Source organism: Rhodanobacter ginsengisoli, from assembly GCF_042657065.1.
Taxonomy (GTDB): domain Bacteria; phylum Pseudomonadota; class Gammaproteobacteria; order Xanthomonadales; family Rhodanobacteraceae; genus Rhodanobacter; species Rhodanobacter ginsengisoli.
This window is the reverse complement of sequence record NZ_JBHSNF010000001.1, coordinates 549,261-567,104: the sequence shown is the minus strand read 5'-3', so window position 1 is coordinate 567,104 and position 17,844 is coordinate 549,261. Positions and strand designations below refer to the sequence as shown.

The window sequence follows — 17,844 nt, the reverse complement described above, 5'->3', positions numbered from 1 at the left end:
TGGTCATTGCATCTGCCCCTGTATTTCCTATTGCTCGCCGAGCGCGATGCTGGCAGGACGTTCCATCCAGCCACCATTACCGTTGGATACCAGCTCGACCAGATCGATGTGGTCTTCACTGATCGCGGTGATATGCCCGTAGTTCTGACCCATGTATTCATTGACGTGGACACGATGGATCACGCCACCCGGATCCTTGATCAGGACTTCCATGTTCGCGCCGACACCGACCGTACCCACCATCTTGAGGCTGTCCAATGCGAACATTTCCAAGGGCTCCTTGGCGCGATTGGCATCCGGTCGCGGACCACTGGTACTGCTGGTGGTCTGCAACTCTGCCGTGCTCGGACTGAATGGATCGCGTCGATCCTGATCGTCGTATTTGAACGTTTCGAAGGTCTTGATCACGGGCAAAGGCTGGATCGGCACGCCTTTCTTGGCCTTTTCCTGCGCGACCCAACTGCGCAGATCCGACATGCCGCGGGTGCAACCACTGAGCACCACGGCCGCAGTCAGCATGATCAGGAGACGCGCAGCCTGGGTCGGCTTGATGGCAATCGACTTGTTCATCATTTCGCCCCCCTCGCCTTGCTGCCCGGGGTGGTGCTCTCCTCGTCATCCAGATAACGATAGGTCTTTACCGTGCCCTGCAGCACAAGCTGGCCGCTGCCCTCACCCTTGCTCGGTCCTTTCGGGGTCAACGAGACATCATGCAGGGTCAGGATCACCACTCGTGGCAGTGACGCCACACCACTGATGAATGTGCCGAACTGGTGATAGGTACCGCTCATGCGCAGCGTGATCGGCTTCTCCGCATAAAAATCTTTCTTGGTTTCGGGGCCAGGCTGGAACAATTCAGTCTCCAGTCCCGCCGACTGCGCCGTCTGCGAAATATCGATCAGCAATTCGGGCATTTCGGTCTTGCTTGGCAGCTGACGCAGCAACTGGCGCAGCATGTCCTGCATCTCGTCGAGCTGCTGCTGCAGCGCCTCGAGATTCACCGATTTGGCTTGTTTGGTCGAGAACTCCTGCTTGAGCTGGTTTTCCTTGCCGGCCAGTGTCGCCAGCGAATCCTGTTGATCGCTGACGAAGAAGTACCAGCCGACCAGCAGGACGACCGCGCACAGCAGACCGGTGAAGAACACCTTGACCGACTGCGGCCAGCCACCGACGTTGTTGCGGTCGAGGTTCTGGATGTCGTTTAGAAAGCTCATCACCTGACCCCTCCCTTGGCAACTGGCGCAGTCGCCGGTTTGGCATCCGGCACCGCCGGTGCAGCTGCGGGATTCTGTGGCACGCCGGTCATCGCCTTGGCAGCGTTGCTGACCCCGGCCGGAATTGCCGCCGCCGGAGCCGCAGTGGAACTGGCTTCACCCGGCATCACCGGCGTCTTGCCGGCATCGACCTCATCCGTCTTGGGTCGGCTCAGCGCCACATTCAGCCCGAATACGTACGGCATGCGGGTGGCGTCGTGGGTATTTTCGGTTTTCCTCAGGTCGGCATGTCCCATCCAGGGGGAGGCCTCGATGTTGCGCATGTACTCGGCGACGCTCGCGTTCGATTGCGCCACGCCGTCCAGCGTCATGGCTTGACCGCTCTGCTTCAGCCCGGTCAACCGTGCGCTGGAGGGAATCGTCTTCACCAGCTCATCGAACAGATGGACCATCTGCGAACGATCCGCCTGCAGTTGCTCGATGATCTGCTTGCGCGCCAGCAGGTGCTCGCGCACCTTCTCCAGATCCTTGATCTTGGCAATGCGCACGTCGAGCTGCTTGATTTCGGTTTGCAGGTACGCGTTGCGATCGTTCTGGTTGTCGATGCGCTGATCCATCCAGAAGATCCACAGCAGCAGTACACCCAGGGCGACCACGAAGGCCGCGGCGAGTTGCATGTAGAACTCGCGTTCGCGTTGCTTGCGCCGCTCGGCGCGCCATGGAAGTAGATTGACGTGTGCCATCAGTCGAAGCTCCTCAGGGCGAGGCCGACCGCGATCATCAGTGCGGGCGCGTCCTGTGCCAGCGACTGTGCCTGTACCCGCGGAGACAACGACATGCGCGCCAGCGGATTGGCAACCACGCAGGGCACCCCGAGCTGCTCTTCCAGCATCGGGCCCAGCCCTTCGATCGAGGCGCAGCCACCGGCCAGCACGACCTGATCGACCTTGCTGTATTCACTGCCCGCAAAGAAAAATTGCAGCAAGCGACTTATCTGCTGGATCAACGATTCCTTGAATGGCTCCAGCGCCTCGGTCTCATAGGATTCGGGCAAGCCGCCCTTGCGCTTGGCACGACCGGCCTCCTCATAGGAGAGCCCGAAGCGACGCATGATCTCGTCGGTCAACTGCTTGCCGCCGAAAACCTGTTCGCGCGAGTAGATCGTGCGCTGATTGCGCAACACCGACAGTGTGGTCATGGTGGCGCCGATGTCGACCACGGCCACCAGGGCATCGCGGCCGACGTTGAGCTGATCGGCGACCATCGCGAAGGCGTTCTCCATCGCGAACGCCTCGACATCGATCACGCCAGCGGTGAGTCCGCCCAGATCCAGTGCAGCCACCCGCATGTCCACGTTCTCGGTGCGCGAGGCAGCGAGCAGCACGTTGTTCATGTCGGGGTTGTCGCGTACCGGGCCGACCACCTCGTAATCGAGGCTTACCTCATCGATCGGGTACGGAATGTACTGGTTGGCCTCGACCTGGATCTGGCCTTCCAGATCGTCGTCGGAAAGCTCGCTGGCCATCGGAATGATACGGGTGATCACCGCCGACCCGGCCACTGCGGCCGCCGCATGCTTGAGCTTCGAACCCGAGCGGGCCAGCGCGCGACGAATCGCGTCACCGACCGCCTCGACCTCGACGATGTTCTTTTCGACCACGGCATTGGGTGGCAGTGGCTCGACCGCGTAATGCTCCACGCGATAACGACCGCCCGCTTGACTTAGCTGCAGCAACTTGACGGCAGTCGAACTGATGTCGACACCAATCAGCGCCGGCTTCTTCGGTGTAAAGAGCCCCACGGTGTTTCCCCCTTGCCGCTGACGCCCCGAACCAGAATCCTGGCGGGATGCGCACTGGCATTAAATCGAAAATTTGACGTAAAGGCAACGGTCTACGGCGACTTTCTCAAGTAATTGACGTGATGTCCACCACATTTGCAGCAATGGTCGGATGGCCCGACCCTTGCTTTAACCGACGCACATCTCATGCGTCGAATACTGCTACATCTATACTCTGCCATGTTTTGACTCAGGTCTCGCTATCCCCACACCATGCAAATTTTCAAGCGTTTGTTGCGCTGGGCACTGATCCTGGCCTTTTCCGGTTTGCTTCTGGCAGTTGTCGCGGTTGGCGTGGCGTATTGGCTGATAGCACCAAGACTTCCTTCGGTGACAGTCCTCAAGGACTATCACATGCAGGTGCCGCTGCGCGTGCTGAGCGCCGATGGAAAGCTGATTGCCAGCTTCGGCGAGACCCGGCGCATCCCGGTGGACATCGCCGACGTGCCCGACCGGCTCAAGCACGCGGTGCTCTCGGCCGAGGATGCCGACTTCTACCACCATCCCGGGGTGGACTGGCACGGCATCGCGCGCGCGGGCTGGCACGTGATCGTCACCGGTGGCGACAAGGGACCCGGTGGCTCGACGATCACCCAGCAGGTCGCGCGGAACTTCTTCCTCAGCCCTGAGAAGCTGTACTCGCGCAAGCTCACCGAGATTTTCATCGCGCTGCGCATCGAGCACGAGCTCAGCAAGGATCAGATCCTCGAGCTGTATCTCAACAAGATGTTTCTCGGCCATCGCGCCTACGGCGTGGCCGCGGCAGCGGAGTATTACTACGGCAAGACCCTGGATCAGCTGACCGTCGCCGAATGCGCGATGCTGGCCTCGACCTTCCAGCTGCCCTCGGCGGTCAATCCGATCAACAGTCCCAAGCGCGGGATCGCCCGGCGCAACTGGGTACTGGGCGAGATGCTGCGGCACGGTTACATCACCAAGCCCGTGTATGAACAGGCAGTGGCCGAGCCGAACCACGCCTACCCGCATGAGCAACCCATCGAGGTGGATGCACCGTATCTGGCGGAGATGGTCCGCCGACAGGTGCTCGACCGGCTCGGCAATGACGCGCTCACCGAAGGTTACGTAGTCAGGACCACGGTGCAGAGCGATCGTCAGCAAACTGCGGTGGATGCCGTGCGCAACGGATTGATTGCCTACGATCATCGGCATGGCTGGCGCGGCCCCGAGGCCCATCAGGATCTGCCCGCCAGCGCCGGCGAGTCGGACTACGACCGTCTGCTGTCGAATTACGGCAGCATCTCGGGCATGCAGCCTGGCCTGGTCACGGCCAGCGATGCCAAGCAGGCCACGATTTATCTTCCCAGCCACGAGAACGTCATTCTCGACCTGGCCGGCATGAGCTGGGCCCGGCCGCATATCAATGATGACCGGGTCGGCGCTGCGCCAACCCGCGTGGACAGCGTGCTCAAGCGGGGCGACATCATCCGGCTCGCGCGCGATGACAAGGGGGAGTGGCAGCTTGCACAGATCCCCGCCGCGCAGGCCGGGTTGACCTCGATCAATCCGGAAGATGGCTCGATCCAGGCCCTGGTGGGCGGCTTCAACTTCGCGCGCAGCAAGTTCAACCGCGCAGTGATGGCGGCACGCCAGCCCGGATCCAGCTTCAAGCCGTATCTGTATTCGGCCGCATTCGAGCGCGGGTTCACCCCGGCATCGATCATCAACGATGCGCCGTTGGCACTGCCCGATCCGTCGCGACCGAACGGCATCTGGACCCCATCCAACGATGACGGGAAGTTCGCCGGGCCCATGCGCTTGCGCGAAGCGCTGGTGCAATCGAAGAATCTGGTCTCGGTGCGCCTGCTCGACGCCGTCGGCGTGCGCTTCGTGCGTGAATACGCCACCCGCTTCGGCTTCTCGCTCGATGCGATACCCGCCAATCTGTCGATGGCGCTGGGCACCGCCTCGGTGTCGCCGATGAGCATGGCCCGCGGCTACGCCGTGTTCGCCAACGGCGGCTACCTGGTCACACCGTATTTCATTCACGAGATCGATGACCGGGACGGCAAGCCGATCTACGTGGCCAATCCCGCACGCGCCTGCCGCAACTGCCAGGAGCGGCTGCTGGACACCAACCCACCCGGCCCGCCTCCCACCGAGATGAACAAGACACCCGGCAACAGCGTGGCCAGCGCCGAGGCAGCACCGGCAGCCCCCAGCAGTGTCGATGGCGTGGGTGAAGCAGTCCTGCCGGCCGACGTGCACGACGAAAGCACTCATCCACCAGTGCTGGCACCGCACGTCATCGGCCCCCGCAACGATTACCTGATCACCTCGATGATGAAGGACGTGATCCTGCACGGCACCGGCTCGGCGGCGCGCGCGCTGGATCGCGCCGATCTGGCCGGCAAGACCGGTTCCACCAACGATCACCGCGATGCGTGGTTTGTCGGCTTCAACGAAGACCTGTCGACGGCGGTGTGGGTGGGCTTCGACGACTACAGCTCGCTGGGTCGCGGCGAATTCGGCGCCAAGGCCGCGCTGCCGATCTGGATGGAGTACATGGGCGCCGCGCTGAAGGGTCTGCCACTGAGCACGTTGCCGATGCCGCCGGGAATCAGTACGGTATGGATCAACCGGCAGAACGGCCTGCCCACCTCGTCGTCCGATCCGGACGGCATGAACGAGATGTTCAAGGTGGAAGACATCGATCGGCTGCGCAGTCAGGCGGCCCAGCAGAAGGAGCAGGATCAGCAGCACGCCTACGACATCTTCTGAATCCCTGGGGGGAGTCCCGGTCATGCGGGCTTCGCCCCCGTGCCGCCCACCGACAGATGAGGAGTGCGCCATGTCCCGAGGCGAACACCACCGCATCCACGCGCATGACCGATTGCAGCGCAATCGTCTGCGCGTCGCACAGGAAGCCGCTCGCCTGATGAGCGAGCACGGCATTCGCGACTTCCATCACGCCAAACTGAAGGCGGCCGAGCGCCTCGGCATCGTCGACACCCAGGCGCTGCCACGCAACCTGGAGATCGAGCGGGCACTGCGCGAACACCAGCGATTGTTCCTCGCCGACAGCCAGCCACGCTTGTTGCGGCAGCGGCGCGAGGCAGCGGTGGAAGCCATGGGTTTCCTGGCCACGTTCGAGCCCCGTCTGGTCGGCGCCGTACTCGAAGGCACCGCGGATGCGCACTCGGCCGTATGCCTGCATGTATTCAGTGACGACCCGGATGCAGTCGCACTGTACCTGCGCGAACACGGCGTGCCGATCGAGGCGCAGGTTCGCCGCTTGCGCTACGGCCGCGACGAGCAACCCGAATACCCGGTACTGCTGTTCGCCGCCGACGAGCTCCCCTTTGACCTCACCGTGCTGCCGCGGGATGCGCTGCGCCAGGCGCCGCTGAACCGGACCGATGACCGGCCGATGCGCCGCGCCACGCTGGCCCAGGTGGAAATGCTGCTGGATGAAGACTCCGATGACGCCTTCGAACAGCAATTGACCGCTGCGTTGCGCTGAGCCGTTTCCCCAACGAAAACGCCCCGACCGAAGCCGGGGCGTTTTTCATTGGGCGGGTCGGGGAACCTCAGCCGCCCGTCGGCATCGACACGGCGCTCAGCGCTTCGCGGTCGGCACGTAATCGCGCACATCGGCACCGGTATAGACCTGGCGCGGACGGCCGATCCGCGATCCCGGTGTTTCATGCTGCTCGATCCAGTGGGCAATCCAGCCGGAAGTGCGCGCTATCGCGAACATCACGGTGAACATCTCGGTGGGAATGCCCAGTGCCTTGTAGATGATGCCCGAATAGAAATCGACATTCGGATACAGCTTGCGCTCGATGAAGTACTCGTCCTTCAGCGCCGCCTCTTCCAGCTTCATCGCGACATCCAGCAGCGGGTCCTTGACACCCAGTTCGGCCAGCACCTTGTGACACATCTCGCGAATGATCTTGGCGCGGGGATCGAAGTTCTTGTACACGCGGTGACCGAAACCCATCAGGCGGAAGCTGTCGTTCTTGTCCTTCGCACGCAGGATCGCCGACTCGACATTGTCCGGGCTGCCGATCTCCTCCAGCTGCTTGAGCACCGCCTCGTTGGCGCCGCCATGCGCCGGACCCCACAGGGCGGTGATACCGGCAGCGATCGATGCGTACGGATTCGCGCCCGTCGAGCCGACCAGACGCACGGTCGAGGTGGACGCGTTCTGCTCGTGATCGGCATGCAGGATGAACAGCAGGTCTAGCGCCCTGGCGGCCACCGGGTTCATCTGCAGCGGCTCGCTCGGCACTTCGAACATCATGTGCAGGAAGCGGTCGACATATTCCAGGTTGTTGCGCGGGTAACGCAGCGGCCAGCCCACCGAATAGCGGTAGCAGGCAGCAGCGATCGTCGGCATCTTGGCGATCAGGCGGATCGCGGCGAGCTTGCGGTCAGCCGGATCGTCGACGCTCAGATTGTCATGGTAGAACGCCGACAGGGAGGCGACCGCGGCGGCAAGCATCGCCATCGGGTGTGCGTCGTGGCGGAAGCCCTGGAAGAAGTTCTTCTGTGCCTCGTGCATCATCGTGTGATGCGTGATGTCGTGCTCGAAGCTGGCGAACTGCTCCTTGTCCGGCAGCTCTCCGTTGAGCAGCAGGTAGGACACCTCGAGGAAACTGGAGTTTTCCGCCAGCTGCTCGATCGGGTAGCCGCGATACAGCAGCACGCCCTGGTCACCGTCGATGTAGGTGATCGCGCTCTTGGTGCTGGCGGTGCTGCCGTAGCCAGGATCGTAGGTGTAATGCCCCGTGTCCTTGTACAGCGTGCTGATGTCGATGCAGGCCGGGCCGAGCGTACCGCTGACCAACGGCAGCTCACTGCTGCGTTTGCTCGACTCATCGACCAGCTTGACGATATGGGAATCGGACACGGAAACCTCCTTACATGTGGGTCACCACCAGCGGCTACCGCGATGACGGCGCCGCCCGGCGAGGGGAATGTCTGGGTATCGCGTACCGGGGCAGGCAGGCGATGCAACCGACGCGGCGGCGTCAGTTCACCCGCCATTATCGCACAGGGTCCCACCTGCATTCGATGGCGAATGGTCGAAATCCGGCCACGAAAAAACACGGGGCAAGCTTGCGCTCACCCCGTGTCTGAATTCGATACCAATGGCCGGCCGCCGCGAACGATGGCCGCGACCGTCGCTTACTCCTTGACGGAGCCCGCGTAGCGGCGACGGAACTTGTCGACGCGACCGCCGACATCCAGCGTCTTCTGCTTGCCGGTGTAGAACGGATGCGAATGGCTGGAGATATCCACCTTGATCAGCGGGTACTCATTGCCGTCTTCCCACTTGATGGTTTCCTTGCTGGACATGGTCGACTTGGTCAGGAACGCGAAGTCGGACGACAGGTCCTGGAATACCACCGGCTTGTTGTTCGGATGGATATCAGGCTTCATGACAGGCTCTAAAGCGGTGGTGAAAAGAGCGGCATTGTAACGAGGAAGCGCTCCTCGCCGCAAGTCTGGCGGTAGTGGGCTCCGAATCGGGGGGCCTGCATGCGATCAGCGCTGAGCTCCGAGGGCACGCTGCACCATCGCGGCAAAGCGGGTCTGATCCACCTCCAGCACGATGCGGGCCTGGGCCGGACGTCCCAGTCGCCCGGCCCAGTCCACCACGGTGGCACCGCGGGTGAGGCGTCCGTCCAGTTCCACCGCCACCGCCCGCGTCTCGCTTCGCGTGACGATCGACGGATCGAGCGCCACCGCCATCGCCAGCGCGTCGGCCGCGATCAGGCCGCTACGCTCATGGCTGGCGTTGTAGCGACGCGCCGCCCCCACGATCTTTCCGAAAAAGTCCGCCCGTCGATCGCCGGCGGCCAGCCAGTCATCGAATTCCGCATTGTCGAACGCATGCCGCAAGGTGACCTCCCAGTCGATCAGGTCGAACGCCGGAAATGCCTCGAACACGACGTGTGCCGCCTCCGGATCGAAGCCGACGTTGAATTCCGCCGGCACCCTGCCGGTGTTGCCGTGGCCGGTCACCGCGCCACCCATCACCACCAGCCGGGCCACGCGCAGGGGCAGCGTCGGATCCAGCCGCAACGCCAGCGCGAGATTGGTCAACGGCGCCAGCGCCACCAGGGTCAGTTCGCCCGGTCGCTCACGGGTCAGGCGCAGCAAGGCCAGGGCGGCCGACTCGTCGGCCAGGGCGCTGGCCGGTTCGGGGAAGCCGATATCGCCAAAGCCATCCTGCCCGTGCACGAACGCGGCGTCCTCCTCCGCCGCGCGCACCAGTGGCGTGGCACATCCGGCGAACACCGGCACCGGCGAGCCGAGCAGATCGACCAGGGTGCGCGCGTTGCGCACGGTATGACCGAGCCCGACGTTGCCCGCGGCAATGCACAGGCCGGCGATGTCGGCATGCGCATGCGCCATCAGGATCGCCAGCGCGTCGTCGACGCCGGGGTCGGTATCAATCAGGAGTTGCGGTCGAATCATGGGTCGCGGTCACCGGGCGGCAAAGCGGCAGCTTAGCGGAACAGGCGCGATGTCCGGCCGTCATGCGTGCACGTAACGTGCGGCGCCTCCGATCCAGCGCTCGATCAGCTGCCCGGTCTGCCGTGGGTGGTGCACCAGCATGTGCTGGCCTACCCGTTGCACCGCCGGCAGCAGATGCGCGTCGCGGGTCAGGTCGGCGATGCGGAAGCTGAGCTGACCGGTCTGGCGCGTACCGAGCACCTCCCCGGGCCCGCGCAGTTCCAGATCCTTCTCGGCGATGCGGAAGCCGTCATTGGTCTCGCGCATCACCTGCAGCCGCTCGCGGGCGAGCTGGCCCAGCGGGGGCTGATACAGCAGCACGCAGTTGGAGGCCTGCGCGCCCCGCCCCACCCTGCCGCGCAGCTGATGCAGCTGGGCCAGGCCGAGCCGCTCGCTGTTCTCGATCACCATCAGGCTGGCATTGGGCACATCCACGCCGACCTCGATCACCGTGGTCGCCACCAGCACGGCCAGCTCGCCGGCCTTGAACGCCGCCATCACCACCTGCTTCTCCTTCGGCTTCATGCGACCGTGGATCAAGCCGACCCTGTAACCGGCGAGCGCGGCGGAGAGCTCGGCATGCGCCACCTCGGCCGCCTGCGCACGCAGTTGCTCGGACTCCTCGATCAAGGTGCATACCCAGTAGGTCTGCCGCCCCTCGCCACAGGCTGCATGGATGCGTTCGATCACCTCGCTCCGTCGTGCATTCGAAATCGCGATGGTCTGCACCGGGGTGCGGCCGGGCGGCAACTCGTCGATCGAGGACACGTCCAGATCGGCATACGCACTCATCGCCAGGGTGCGTGGAATCGGCGTGGCGGTCAGCACCAGCTGGTGCGGCACCCGTTCGCCATCGCGACCCTTGTCGCGCAGCGCCAGCCGCTGCTGCACGCCGAAGCGATGCTGCTCGTCGACGATCACCAGCCCGAGCTGCGCGAACGCGACCCCCTCCTGCATCAGCGCATGCGTGCCGATCACCACCGGCGCGCCGGCGGCGACCCGCTCCAGTGCCAGCTTGCGCGCCTTGCCGGAAACCTTGCCGGCCAGCCATTCCACCTCGATCCCCAGCGGCTGCAGCCAGTACCGGAAATTGTGCAGATGCTGTTCGGCCAGCAACTCGGTCGGCGCCATCAGCGCCACCTGCCGGCCCGACTCCACCGCGGCCAGCGCCGCCAGCGCCGCGACCACGGTCTTGCCCGAACCGACATCGCCCTGCACCAGCCGCAACATCGGCCGGGGCCGCGCCAGGTCGCCGGCCACTTCGGCGCTCACCCGTTGCTGCGCCGCTGTCAGCTGGAACGGCAACCCCGCCAGCAGTTGCTGCCGCAGCACGCCATCGCCGCCCAGCCGAGGCGCCTGCCGGCGTTTCACCGCAGCGCGCATGCGTTTCAGGCTCAGATGCTGGGTCAGCAACTCCTCGAACGCCAGCCGCTGCTGCGCCGGATGCCGCCCCTGCATCAGCTGATCAAGATGCGCGTCCGGCGGCGGTCGATGCACATACATCAGCGCATCGCGCAACGAGGTCAGGCCGTGCTCGGCGCACAGTTCAGGCGGAATCAGCTCCAGTTGCGCGGCAGGTGGCAGCAGCGCCAGCGCCTTGCCGATCACCCCGGCCAATCGTTTGGTTCCCAGCCCCTCGGTGGTCGGATAGATCGGGCTGAGCAGCTCATCCACGGCGGCCGCTTCGGCGCCACTGAGCCGCTGGTAGCTCGGGTGCACCATTTCCAGTCCCTGCGCACCATGGCGTACTTCGCCGTAGCACAGCAGACGGGTCCCGGGCAGCAATTGGTCGGCCTGCGCGCGGTTGAAATGGAAGAAGCGCAGCAGCAGGGTCTGCAGGCTGGCGTCGCCGATCGCGACTTTCAGCTGCGGGCGATAGCGAAAACCCCGCTCCACCGCCTCGACCACACCCTCGACCTGCGCGCGCTCGCCGGTCCGCAGGTCGGCGATCGCGGTGACCCGCGTCTTGTCTTCGTAGCGCAGCGGCAGGTGAAACCACAGGTCCTGCACCCGCTCCAGCCCGAGCCGTGCCAGCGACGCGACCAACGCGGGGCCGACGCCGGGCAGCGCAGCCACCGGCGTGACGCCCGGATCGGTGCAGGAAGTGGAAGCGGGACGGACGGTGCGGGCAGCCATGACGCAAGCCTAACCGAGCGACGCTCGTTGCCGTAAGCCGGACGCCGACAGGGGCTGTCGGTGCAAGCCGGCTGGAGCAATCAGACCATCCCGATCAGGGCAATACCATCACCGCATCGACCTCGACCTGGGCGGCCTTCGGCAGGCCGGACACCTCGATGGTGGAACGCGCCGGATAGGGTTGCTGGAAGTATTCGGCCATCACCGCATTGACCGCGGCGAAATTCGCCAGATCGGTGACATAGATGCCGACCCGCACGATCTGCGCCAGCGAACCGCCGGCGGCCCTGGCGACGGCATCGAGATTGTCGAACACCCGCCGCGCCTGGATCGTGATGTCGCCGTCGACCAGCGCCGCGGTGGCCGGATCGAGCGGAATCTGGCCGGAAAAGTACACCGTGTTGCCAGCGCGCACGGCCTGCGAATAAGGGCCGATCGCGGCCGGCGCCTGCTCGGTGAAGATCGTGCTGCGGGACATGGGCAACCTCGCATGATGGAAAGCCCGATTGTAGGACGAGACCGGGGGTCGGTAGCGGCTTCGCCGATTTCGCCGGTGCCCGCTTCACAGCGGGTAGCGATAGGCCCCGCTGACCACGCCGGTACGACGCACGCGACGGATCACGTCGGCGAGGTGCTTGCGGCTCTTCACTTCCATCGCAAACAGCAGCGTCGCGGCCGACGCATCGCGCTCCACATATTCCACGTTCTCGATATTCGAATCGGCCGCGGCAATCGCCGCGGCCACGGTGGCCAGCACGCCCGGGCGATTGATCACCTCGATGCGCAGTTCCGCGCGATAGTCGCCCTGGACGCCACGATCCCATTCGATCCCGACGCAACGCTCCGGCGACTTGCGCAGCTCGACCACGTTCGGGCATTCCTCGCGATGCACCACGATGCCCTTGCCCGACGACAGGTAACCGATGATGTCGTCGCCCGGCAGCGGATGGCAGCAGTTGGCAAAGCTGAGCACGCCTCGTTCGGCACCGGTGATGCGAATTTTTTCCTGCACGGGCGACGTTGCCTGTTTCGTCCCGGTGGCCTTCTTGCGACGCGAACCCAGCAGCTGGCTGGCCACCACGTCGGGCATGCGATTGCCCAGCGCGATGTCCGACAGGAGCTCCTCCAGCCGCTTGAGCTTGGAGGTCTCGAGGAAGCGATCCAGCACGGCCGCCGGAATGCCGTCCAGACTGCTGCCCTGCGCATCCAGCGCGCGATCGAGCATGCGATGACCGAAGTCGACCGCATCCTCGTGCTGCAGGTGCTTCAGGTACTGCCGGATCGCGGTGCGCGCCTTGCCGGTGACCACCACCTCCAGCCACGCCGGATTCGGCACCGCCGACGGCGCGGTGATGATTTCCACCAGCTGACCGGATTCCAGCCGCGTGCGCAGTGGCAGCAGTTTCTTGTCGACCCGCGCGGCGACGGCGTGATCGCCGACATCGGTATGCACGGCGTAGGCGAAATCCAGCGCGGTGGCGTTGCGCGGCAGCGAGAGGATGTCGCCGCGCGGCGTGAACAGGTAGACCTCGTCGGGAAACAGGTCGATCTTGACGTTCTCGATGAACTCCGACGAGGAAACCGTGTTCGCCGAGCTGTCGACCATCGAGGACAGCCATTCGCGCGCCCGCGCCTGCGCGCTGTTGGCCGGACCGCTGTCGGTCTTGTAGGCCCAGTGCGCGGCCACGCCACGCTCGGCGACGGAATCCATCTCGGCGGTCCGGATCTGCACCTCGATCGGCGCACCGAACGGCCCCAGCAGCACGGTATGCAGCGACTGGTATCCGTTCGCCTTGGGAATCGCGATGAAATCCTTGAAGCGCTTGTCCACCGGCTTGTACAGCGCATGCACGACGCCGAGCGCCATGTAGCAGCTGGTCGCGCTATCGACGACCACGCGAAAACCGTAGACGTCCATCAGCTGCGTGAAACTCTTGTGCTCGCCGCGCATCTTCGAATAGATGCTCCAGGGCGATTTGATTCGCCCCACCACATGCGCTGACAGGTGCTCGTCGGAGAGCCTCGTCGACAGCGCCGTCTCGATCCTGCCCATCGCCTCGCGGCGGTTGCCGATCGCGGCCCGGATGCGCTCGCTGATCACGCGGTAACGATCCGGATACAGGGCGCGGAAACCCAGGTCCTGCAGCTCCGCCTTGAACTTGTTCATGCCCAGCCGCTGCGCGATCGGGGCGAAGATTTCCAGCGTCTCGCGCGCGATCCGGCGACGGGAGTCCGCGTCCTTGGCACCCAGGGTGCGCATGTTGTGCAGCCGATCGGCCAGCTTGATCAGGATCACCCGGATGTCGCGCGCCATCGCCAGCAGCATCTTGCGGAAACTTTCCGCATCCGCCTCCTGACGGCTGCCGAAGCGCATCTTGTCGAGCTTGGTGACGCCGTCGACCAGCTCGGCCACGACCTCACCGAACTCGGCCGCCAAGGCCTCCCGGCTGAGCTCGGTGTCTTCCAGCGTGTCATGCAGGATCGCCGCGATGATCGTCTCGGCATCCAGCCCGAGTTCGGCCAGGATGCCGGCCACGGCCACGGGATGGGTGATGTAGGGCTCGCCGCTCTTGCGCTCCTGCCCGGCATGCGCCTTGGCCCCGATCTCGAACGCGCGCAACACCCGCTCGACCTGCGCGTCGGACAGGTAGGCAATGCGCTCTTTCAGCGCCAGCACATAGGGCGGCAGCGCGGACATGTCGGCAGAAGCGGAATGAGTCGCCGCAGTCATGGATGCTGGCGCCGAGTCAGGCGCCTACCCCGCGGCACGAACCACCAACGACCGCCATGCGCGCGCACGCCGTCATACCGGATCCACCGGCATGAAAGAACCGCGCGCTACAGCAGTCGCCTTCCATCAGTCGTCGCCACCCTTGGACAGATCGTCGTCAACCTCGGCCGCAGCCCACTCCAGCGCCTCGCGCTCGGCACGCTCCCGCTCGGCCTTGTCGATCTGGTCGATCGTGGCCTGGTCGATGCGGCGGGCGGCGATCTCGCGCAGCGCCAGCACGGTCGGCTTGTCGTGATCGGGATTGACAGCCGGCTCGGCGCCCTTTTCCAGCTGGCGCGCACGCTTGGTCGCCATCAGCACCAGCTCGAAACGGTTGTCGACCACCTCGAGGCAGTCTTCCACGGTAATACGTGCCATGCGAAATCCTCTAAGAATAAATAACTTATATGGTCTGACAGTGTAGCCAGCGGCTTCTTTGCTGGCAATGCGGCTGACGCGTATGATGGTGGGCTGACCATGGATCGGCTCTTGCGAAAGCACAACGAAAGCCGTGCAAGATATAAAACCAGACAGTACACTTAATGCTGTCCCCGACATCAATCCCCGGCACCCAATGTCCCTACAGCTACGACTTTCCTCCCTGAGCCGCTGGTTGCCCGTGCTGGCAATCGTCTTGTTGACCGGCTGCACCATCGCCAAGCCGCGTACCGACGATCCGCTGGAAAAATTCAATCGCGGCGCCTACAAGTTCAACGACACGCTGGACAAGGCCGTCATTCGGCCGGTCGCCATGGGCTATCGCAAGGTGACCAATCCGCCGGTGCGTCGCTCGTTCAGCGACTTCTTCACCAATATCCGCATGCCGGTCACGGTTGCCAACGACCTGCTGCAGGCGCGCCCCAAGCAGGCGCTGCAGAGCACCAGTCGGTTCCTGGTCAACCTGACCCTGGGCATCGGCGGCTTCTTCGATCCCGCCAGTCAGCTCGGCCTGCCACTGGAGGACAATGACTTCGGCATCACCCTGGCTCGCTGGGGTGCGCCGGAGGGCGACTTCCTGATGGTGCCGTTCCTGGGTCCCAGCACCGCACGCGATATCTGGCGCACACCCGTCGACGGTTATTTCTTCGACCCGCTGGTCCTGTTTGCCAACAATCATCATTACAACGGCCTGCAGTATCTGCCGCAGGCGATGTATCTGGTGACCCTGCGTTCGCGGGGGATCGACGCCGAGAGCTTCCTGCAATCGGCCTATGATCCTTACGTGTTCATCCGCGACGCGTACCGGCAGCAACGCCTGTACAAGATCTACGACGGCAACCCGCCCATGGAGATCATCCAGCAGATGCAGGGTCTGGATACCCCGGACTTCGATCCCGAACAGTTGCTCGACCAGCAGCACCAGTGGGAGAACAAGCACGTGGAGCAACCCGCCAAGCACTGATCGGCGGGCTCGAAAAGAGAAAGGGGCCGATCGGCCCCTTTCTCTTGTTTCAGTGCAAGGCAGACGGGATCAGGACATCAGGCGATCGACTTCGCACACCTGCGCCAATGCCTTCATGCCCTCCGGCATGTGGAGCACCTGCAGCACCTGCCCGCGTCGGTCGGCCTCGGCCACCACCGCCAGTACACAGGCAAGGCCGGCACTGTCGCTGTGATCGAGGCCGGCCAGGTCGAGTTCCACCACGGTCCCGGCCGCAGCGGCCAGCGCAGCCTCGATCGCCTGCAGGGCCGCGGCGGCGGTGTCGAAGCTCAGCACCCCGCTCACCCCAAGCCTTCCGGGGGCGGCGGTATCCAGTTGGAACCCGTCGATGGCCGTCACTTCGCTTCCCTGTTTTCCTTGTCCATGATCTCCAGTGCCTTTTCGCCCTGGGTTTCGAGATTCGTGATCAACTGGTCGATACCGACCTTGCGGATCTCCGCATCCACCTGGTTGCGATAATTGGTGACATAGGAGATACCTTCGATGATCACGTCATAGGCCTTCCAGTCGCCGCTGCGGCTCTTGCGGAAGGCATAGTCGATCGACACCAGCTTCCCGTCGTCCAGCACCACCTGCGTGCGCACCACCGTGCGCTTGTCGTTGAGGTCACCCTTGAACGGAAGCACCTTGACCCGGCCACGGGTGTAGTTGAGCAGGCCCTCCGCGTAGCGGTGCGTGATCGAATTGTAGAACGCCCTGGCAAAGCGCTCGCGCTCGGCCGGAGTGGCTTCCCGGGCGTGCTGGCCGAGCACCAGGATCGACGCATAATCGAGGTCGAAGTGCGGAAGGAACACTTCGTCGATGATGCTGATCAACTTCTCCCGGTTGTGCTTCAGCTCGTCGCGGTGGCCGTCGATCGCGGTGGCCAGCTGATCGGCAATGCCCTGCACGATCTGCGCCGGGGTCTGCAACTGGGTGGCGGCCGTCGGTGCGGCAACCGGGACGGTATCCTGGGCGATCGCGGGGACGGCGACCACGCAAGCGAACGCGAGGGCGGCGGCAAGGGCCAGTCTGCGCAACATGGGTAACTCCTTCAGCAGAACCGGCTCAATGCGAGCCGGTGGGGAAATCAGGCTATTTGCCGTTGCCGGCGTCTTTTTTGTCACTGGGCGAACCATTGACCAGGAATTTGCCGATAAGGTCCTCCAGTTGCATCGCCGACTGGGTCAGGATCATCTCGTCACCATTCTTGAGCGCGTCCGGCGAACCGCCGGGCTGGATCGCAACATACTGGCTCCCGATCAAACCGCTGGTGAACACCGCGGCAGCCGAATCGTCCGGAATCTGGTTGTAGCGCTTGTCGATCGCCATCACGACCTCGGCATTCAGCTTGACCGGATCGGCATGCACCGACTGCACGCTGCCGATCGCCACACCGGCCATCTTCACCGGTGCGCCGGCAGACAACGTGCCGACATTGGTGAAGTTCGCCTTCACCGTATAGGTGCCACCGATATTGTCGGCCACGCCGCCTGCGCCGAAGAACTTGCCCAGCATCTCCTCCAGCGGCTGGGAGGACTTCGTGCGTGCCAGCGTGCCACCGGCCGCCACCACCTGCTTCGAACTGCCGTACTCGATACCGACGTACTGGTCACCCAGCAGACCGCTGGTGAAGATGGTCGCCACCGAATCCTGCGGAATGTGGTCGTACTTCTTGTCGATCGACAGCTGCACTTCGGCCACGTCGTGACCCGGCGTCAGCGTGATCGACTGCACCTGGCCGACCCGGACGCCGGCAATCTTCACCGGCGCGCGTTCTTTCAGCTGGCCGATGTTGGTGAACCGCGCATCGACGCTGTAGCTGTCGCCCTGATGCACGTTCGCCACCGAACTGGTCTGCGTCGCCAGGTAAGCCAGGGCGGTAAAGCCCAGCACGATGAACAGACCGGTGCCGACGGCATAGGAACTTCTCTGTTGGCTCACGGCACGATCCTCGATGAACGATGGGAAATAACGG

17 protein-coding genes are annotated in these 17,844 nt (G+C 64.1%); 3 read left to right on the top strand and 14 right to left on the bottom strand.

The genetic code is table 11. The annotated features are described in order from the left end of the window. Window positions 1–27: 27 nt before the first annotated feature. From ACFPPA_RS02370 to ACFPPA_RS02355, 4 genes are read right to left on the bottom strand one after another with little or no spacing between them, the layout of a single operon-like run. Complete coding sequence (locus tag ACFPPA_RS02370) at window positions 28–570, bottom strand: pilus assembly protein PilP (RefSeq protein WP_377319425.1); 543 nt, start codon at window positions 568–570, stop codon at window positions 28–30. Beyond that, entirely contained in the window at window positions 570–1,214 is a 645-nt protein-coding gene (locus ACFPPA_RS02365) for a type IV pilus inner membrane component PilO (protein ID WP_377316902.1), read from the bottom strand. Before ACFPPA_RS02365 ends, ACFPPA_RS02370 begins: the two co-directional genes overlap by 1 nt. Beyond that, window positions 1,214–1,957 (bottom strand): PilN domain-containing protein, encoded by a 744-nt coding sequence (locus ACFPPA_RS02360; protein WP_377316900.1) that lies wholly within the window; start codon window positions 1,955–1,957, stop codon window positions 1,214–1,216. Before ACFPPA_RS02360 ends, ACFPPA_RS02365 begins: the two co-directional genes overlap by 1 nt. Then, entirely contained in the window at window positions 1,957–3,015 is a 1,059-nt protein-coding gene (locus ACFPPA_RS02355) for a pilus assembly protein PilM (protein WP_377316898.1), read from the bottom strand. Before ACFPPA_RS02355 ends, ACFPPA_RS02360 begins: the two co-directional genes overlap by 1 nt. A 252-nt stretch (window positions 3,016–3,267) precedes the next feature. Here ACFPPA_RS02355 and ACFPPA_RS02350 point away from each other — a divergent pair, with 252 nt between their 5' ends. Next, window positions 3,268–5,793, top strand: a complete 2,526-nt coding sequence (locus ACFPPA_RS02350) for a penicillin-binding protein 1A (protein WP_377316896.1) — start codon at window positions 3,268–3,270, stop codon at window positions 5,791–5,793. A 70-nt stretch (window positions 5,794–5,863) separates the two neighbouring features. Then, window positions 5,864–6,535 carry a hypothetical protein gene (locus ACFPPA_RS02345; RefSeq protein WP_377316894.1) on the top strand — a complete coding sequence of 224 codons (672 nt, stop codon included), beginning with the start codon at window positions 5,864–5,866 and terminating at the stop codon, window positions 6,533–6,535. Between the two features lie 96 nt (window positions 6,536–6,631). Here the strand turns inward: ACFPPA_RS02345 and ACFPPA_RS02340 are convergent, their stop codons facing one another. From ACFPPA_RS02340 to rpoZ, 7 genes are all read right to left on the bottom strand, one after another. Further along, on the bottom strand, window positions 6,632–7,927 hold the full coding sequence (locus ACFPPA_RS02340) for a citrate synthase (RefSeq protein WP_377316892.1): 1,296 nt from the start codon (window positions 7,925–7,927) through the stop codon (window positions 6,632–6,634). Window positions 7,928–8,205: 278 nt separating this feature from the next. Further along, the gene (locus ACFPPA_RS02335; RefSeq protein ID WP_377316890.1) at window positions 8,206–8,460 is read right to left on the bottom strand and encodes a type B 50S ribosomal protein L31; all 255 of its coding nucleotides are present in this window, start codon (window positions 8,458–8,460) and stop codon (window positions 8,206–8,208) included. 105 nt (window positions 8,461–8,565) lie between these two features. Further along, entirely contained in the window at window positions 8,566–9,501 is a 936-nt protein-coding gene (locus ACFPPA_RS02330; RefSeq protein WP_377316888.1) for a nucleoside hydrolase, read from the bottom strand. Between the two features lie 60 nt (window positions 9,502–9,561). After that, window positions 9,562–11,676: an ATP-dependent DNA helicase RecG gene (gene recG / locus ACFPPA_RS02325; RefSeq protein WP_377316886.1), complete on the bottom strand. Its 2,115-nt coding sequence runs from the start codon at window positions 11,674–11,676 to the stop codon at window positions 9,562–9,564. A 94-nt stretch (window positions 11,677–11,770) separates the two neighbouring features. Continuing rightward, a complete protein-coding gene (locus ACFPPA_RS02320; protein ID WP_377316884.1) occupies window positions 11,771–12,154 on the bottom strand; it encodes a RidA family protein in 384 nt (127 codons plus the stop codon). An 84-nt stretch (window positions 12,155–12,238) separates the two neighbouring features. Continuing rightward, window positions 12,239–14,407, bottom strand: coding sequence for a RelA/SpoT family protein (locus tag ACFPPA_RS02315; RefSeq protein WP_377316882.1), 2,169 nt, complete (start codon window positions 14,405–14,407; stop codon window positions 12,239–12,241). 126 nt (window positions 14,408–14,533) lie between these two features. Then, a complete protein-coding gene (gene rpoZ / locus ACFPPA_RS02310; protein WP_007509529.1) occupies window positions 14,534–14,824 on the bottom strand; it encodes a DNA-directed RNA polymerase subunit omega in 291 nt (96 codons plus the stop codon). Window positions 14,825–15,020: 196 nt separating this feature from the next. Here rpoZ and ACFPPA_RS02305 point away from each other — a divergent pair, with 196 nt between their 5' ends. Next, complete coding sequence (locus ACFPPA_RS02305; RefSeq protein ID WP_377316880.1) at window positions 15,021–15,848, top strand: MlaA family lipoprotein; 828 nt, start codon at window positions 15,021–15,023, stop codon at window positions 15,846–15,848. Window positions 15,849–15,917: 69 nt separating this feature from the next. Here ACFPPA_RS02305 and ACFPPA_RS02300 read toward each other — a convergent pair whose 3' ends face one another. Genes ACFPPA_RS02300 through mlaD form a run of 3 tightly spaced genes read right to left on the bottom strand, consistent with a single transcriptional unit; the run spans window position 15,918 to window position 17,810 of the window. Further along, window positions 15,918–16,226 (bottom strand): STAS domain-containing protein, encoded by a 309-nt coding sequence (locus ACFPPA_RS02300; protein WP_377316878.1) that lies wholly within the window; start codon window positions 16,224–16,226, stop codon window positions 15,918–15,920. Further along, entirely contained in the window at window positions 16,223–16,909 is a 687-nt protein-coding gene (locus ACFPPA_RS02295; RefSeq protein WP_377316876.1) for an MlaC/ttg2D family ABC transporter substrate-binding protein, read from the bottom strand. The genes ACFPPA_RS02300 and ACFPPA_RS02295 overlap by 4 nt, the downstream gene beginning before the upstream one ends. A 52-nt stretch (window positions 16,910–16,961) precedes the next feature. After that, a complete protein-coding gene (mlaD, locus tag ACFPPA_RS02290; protein ID WP_377316874.1) occupies window positions 16,962–17,810 on the bottom strand; it encodes an outer membrane lipid asymmetry maintenance protein MlaD in 849 nt (282 codons plus the stop codon). Between the last annotated feature and the right edge of the window lie 34 nt (window positions 17,811–17,844).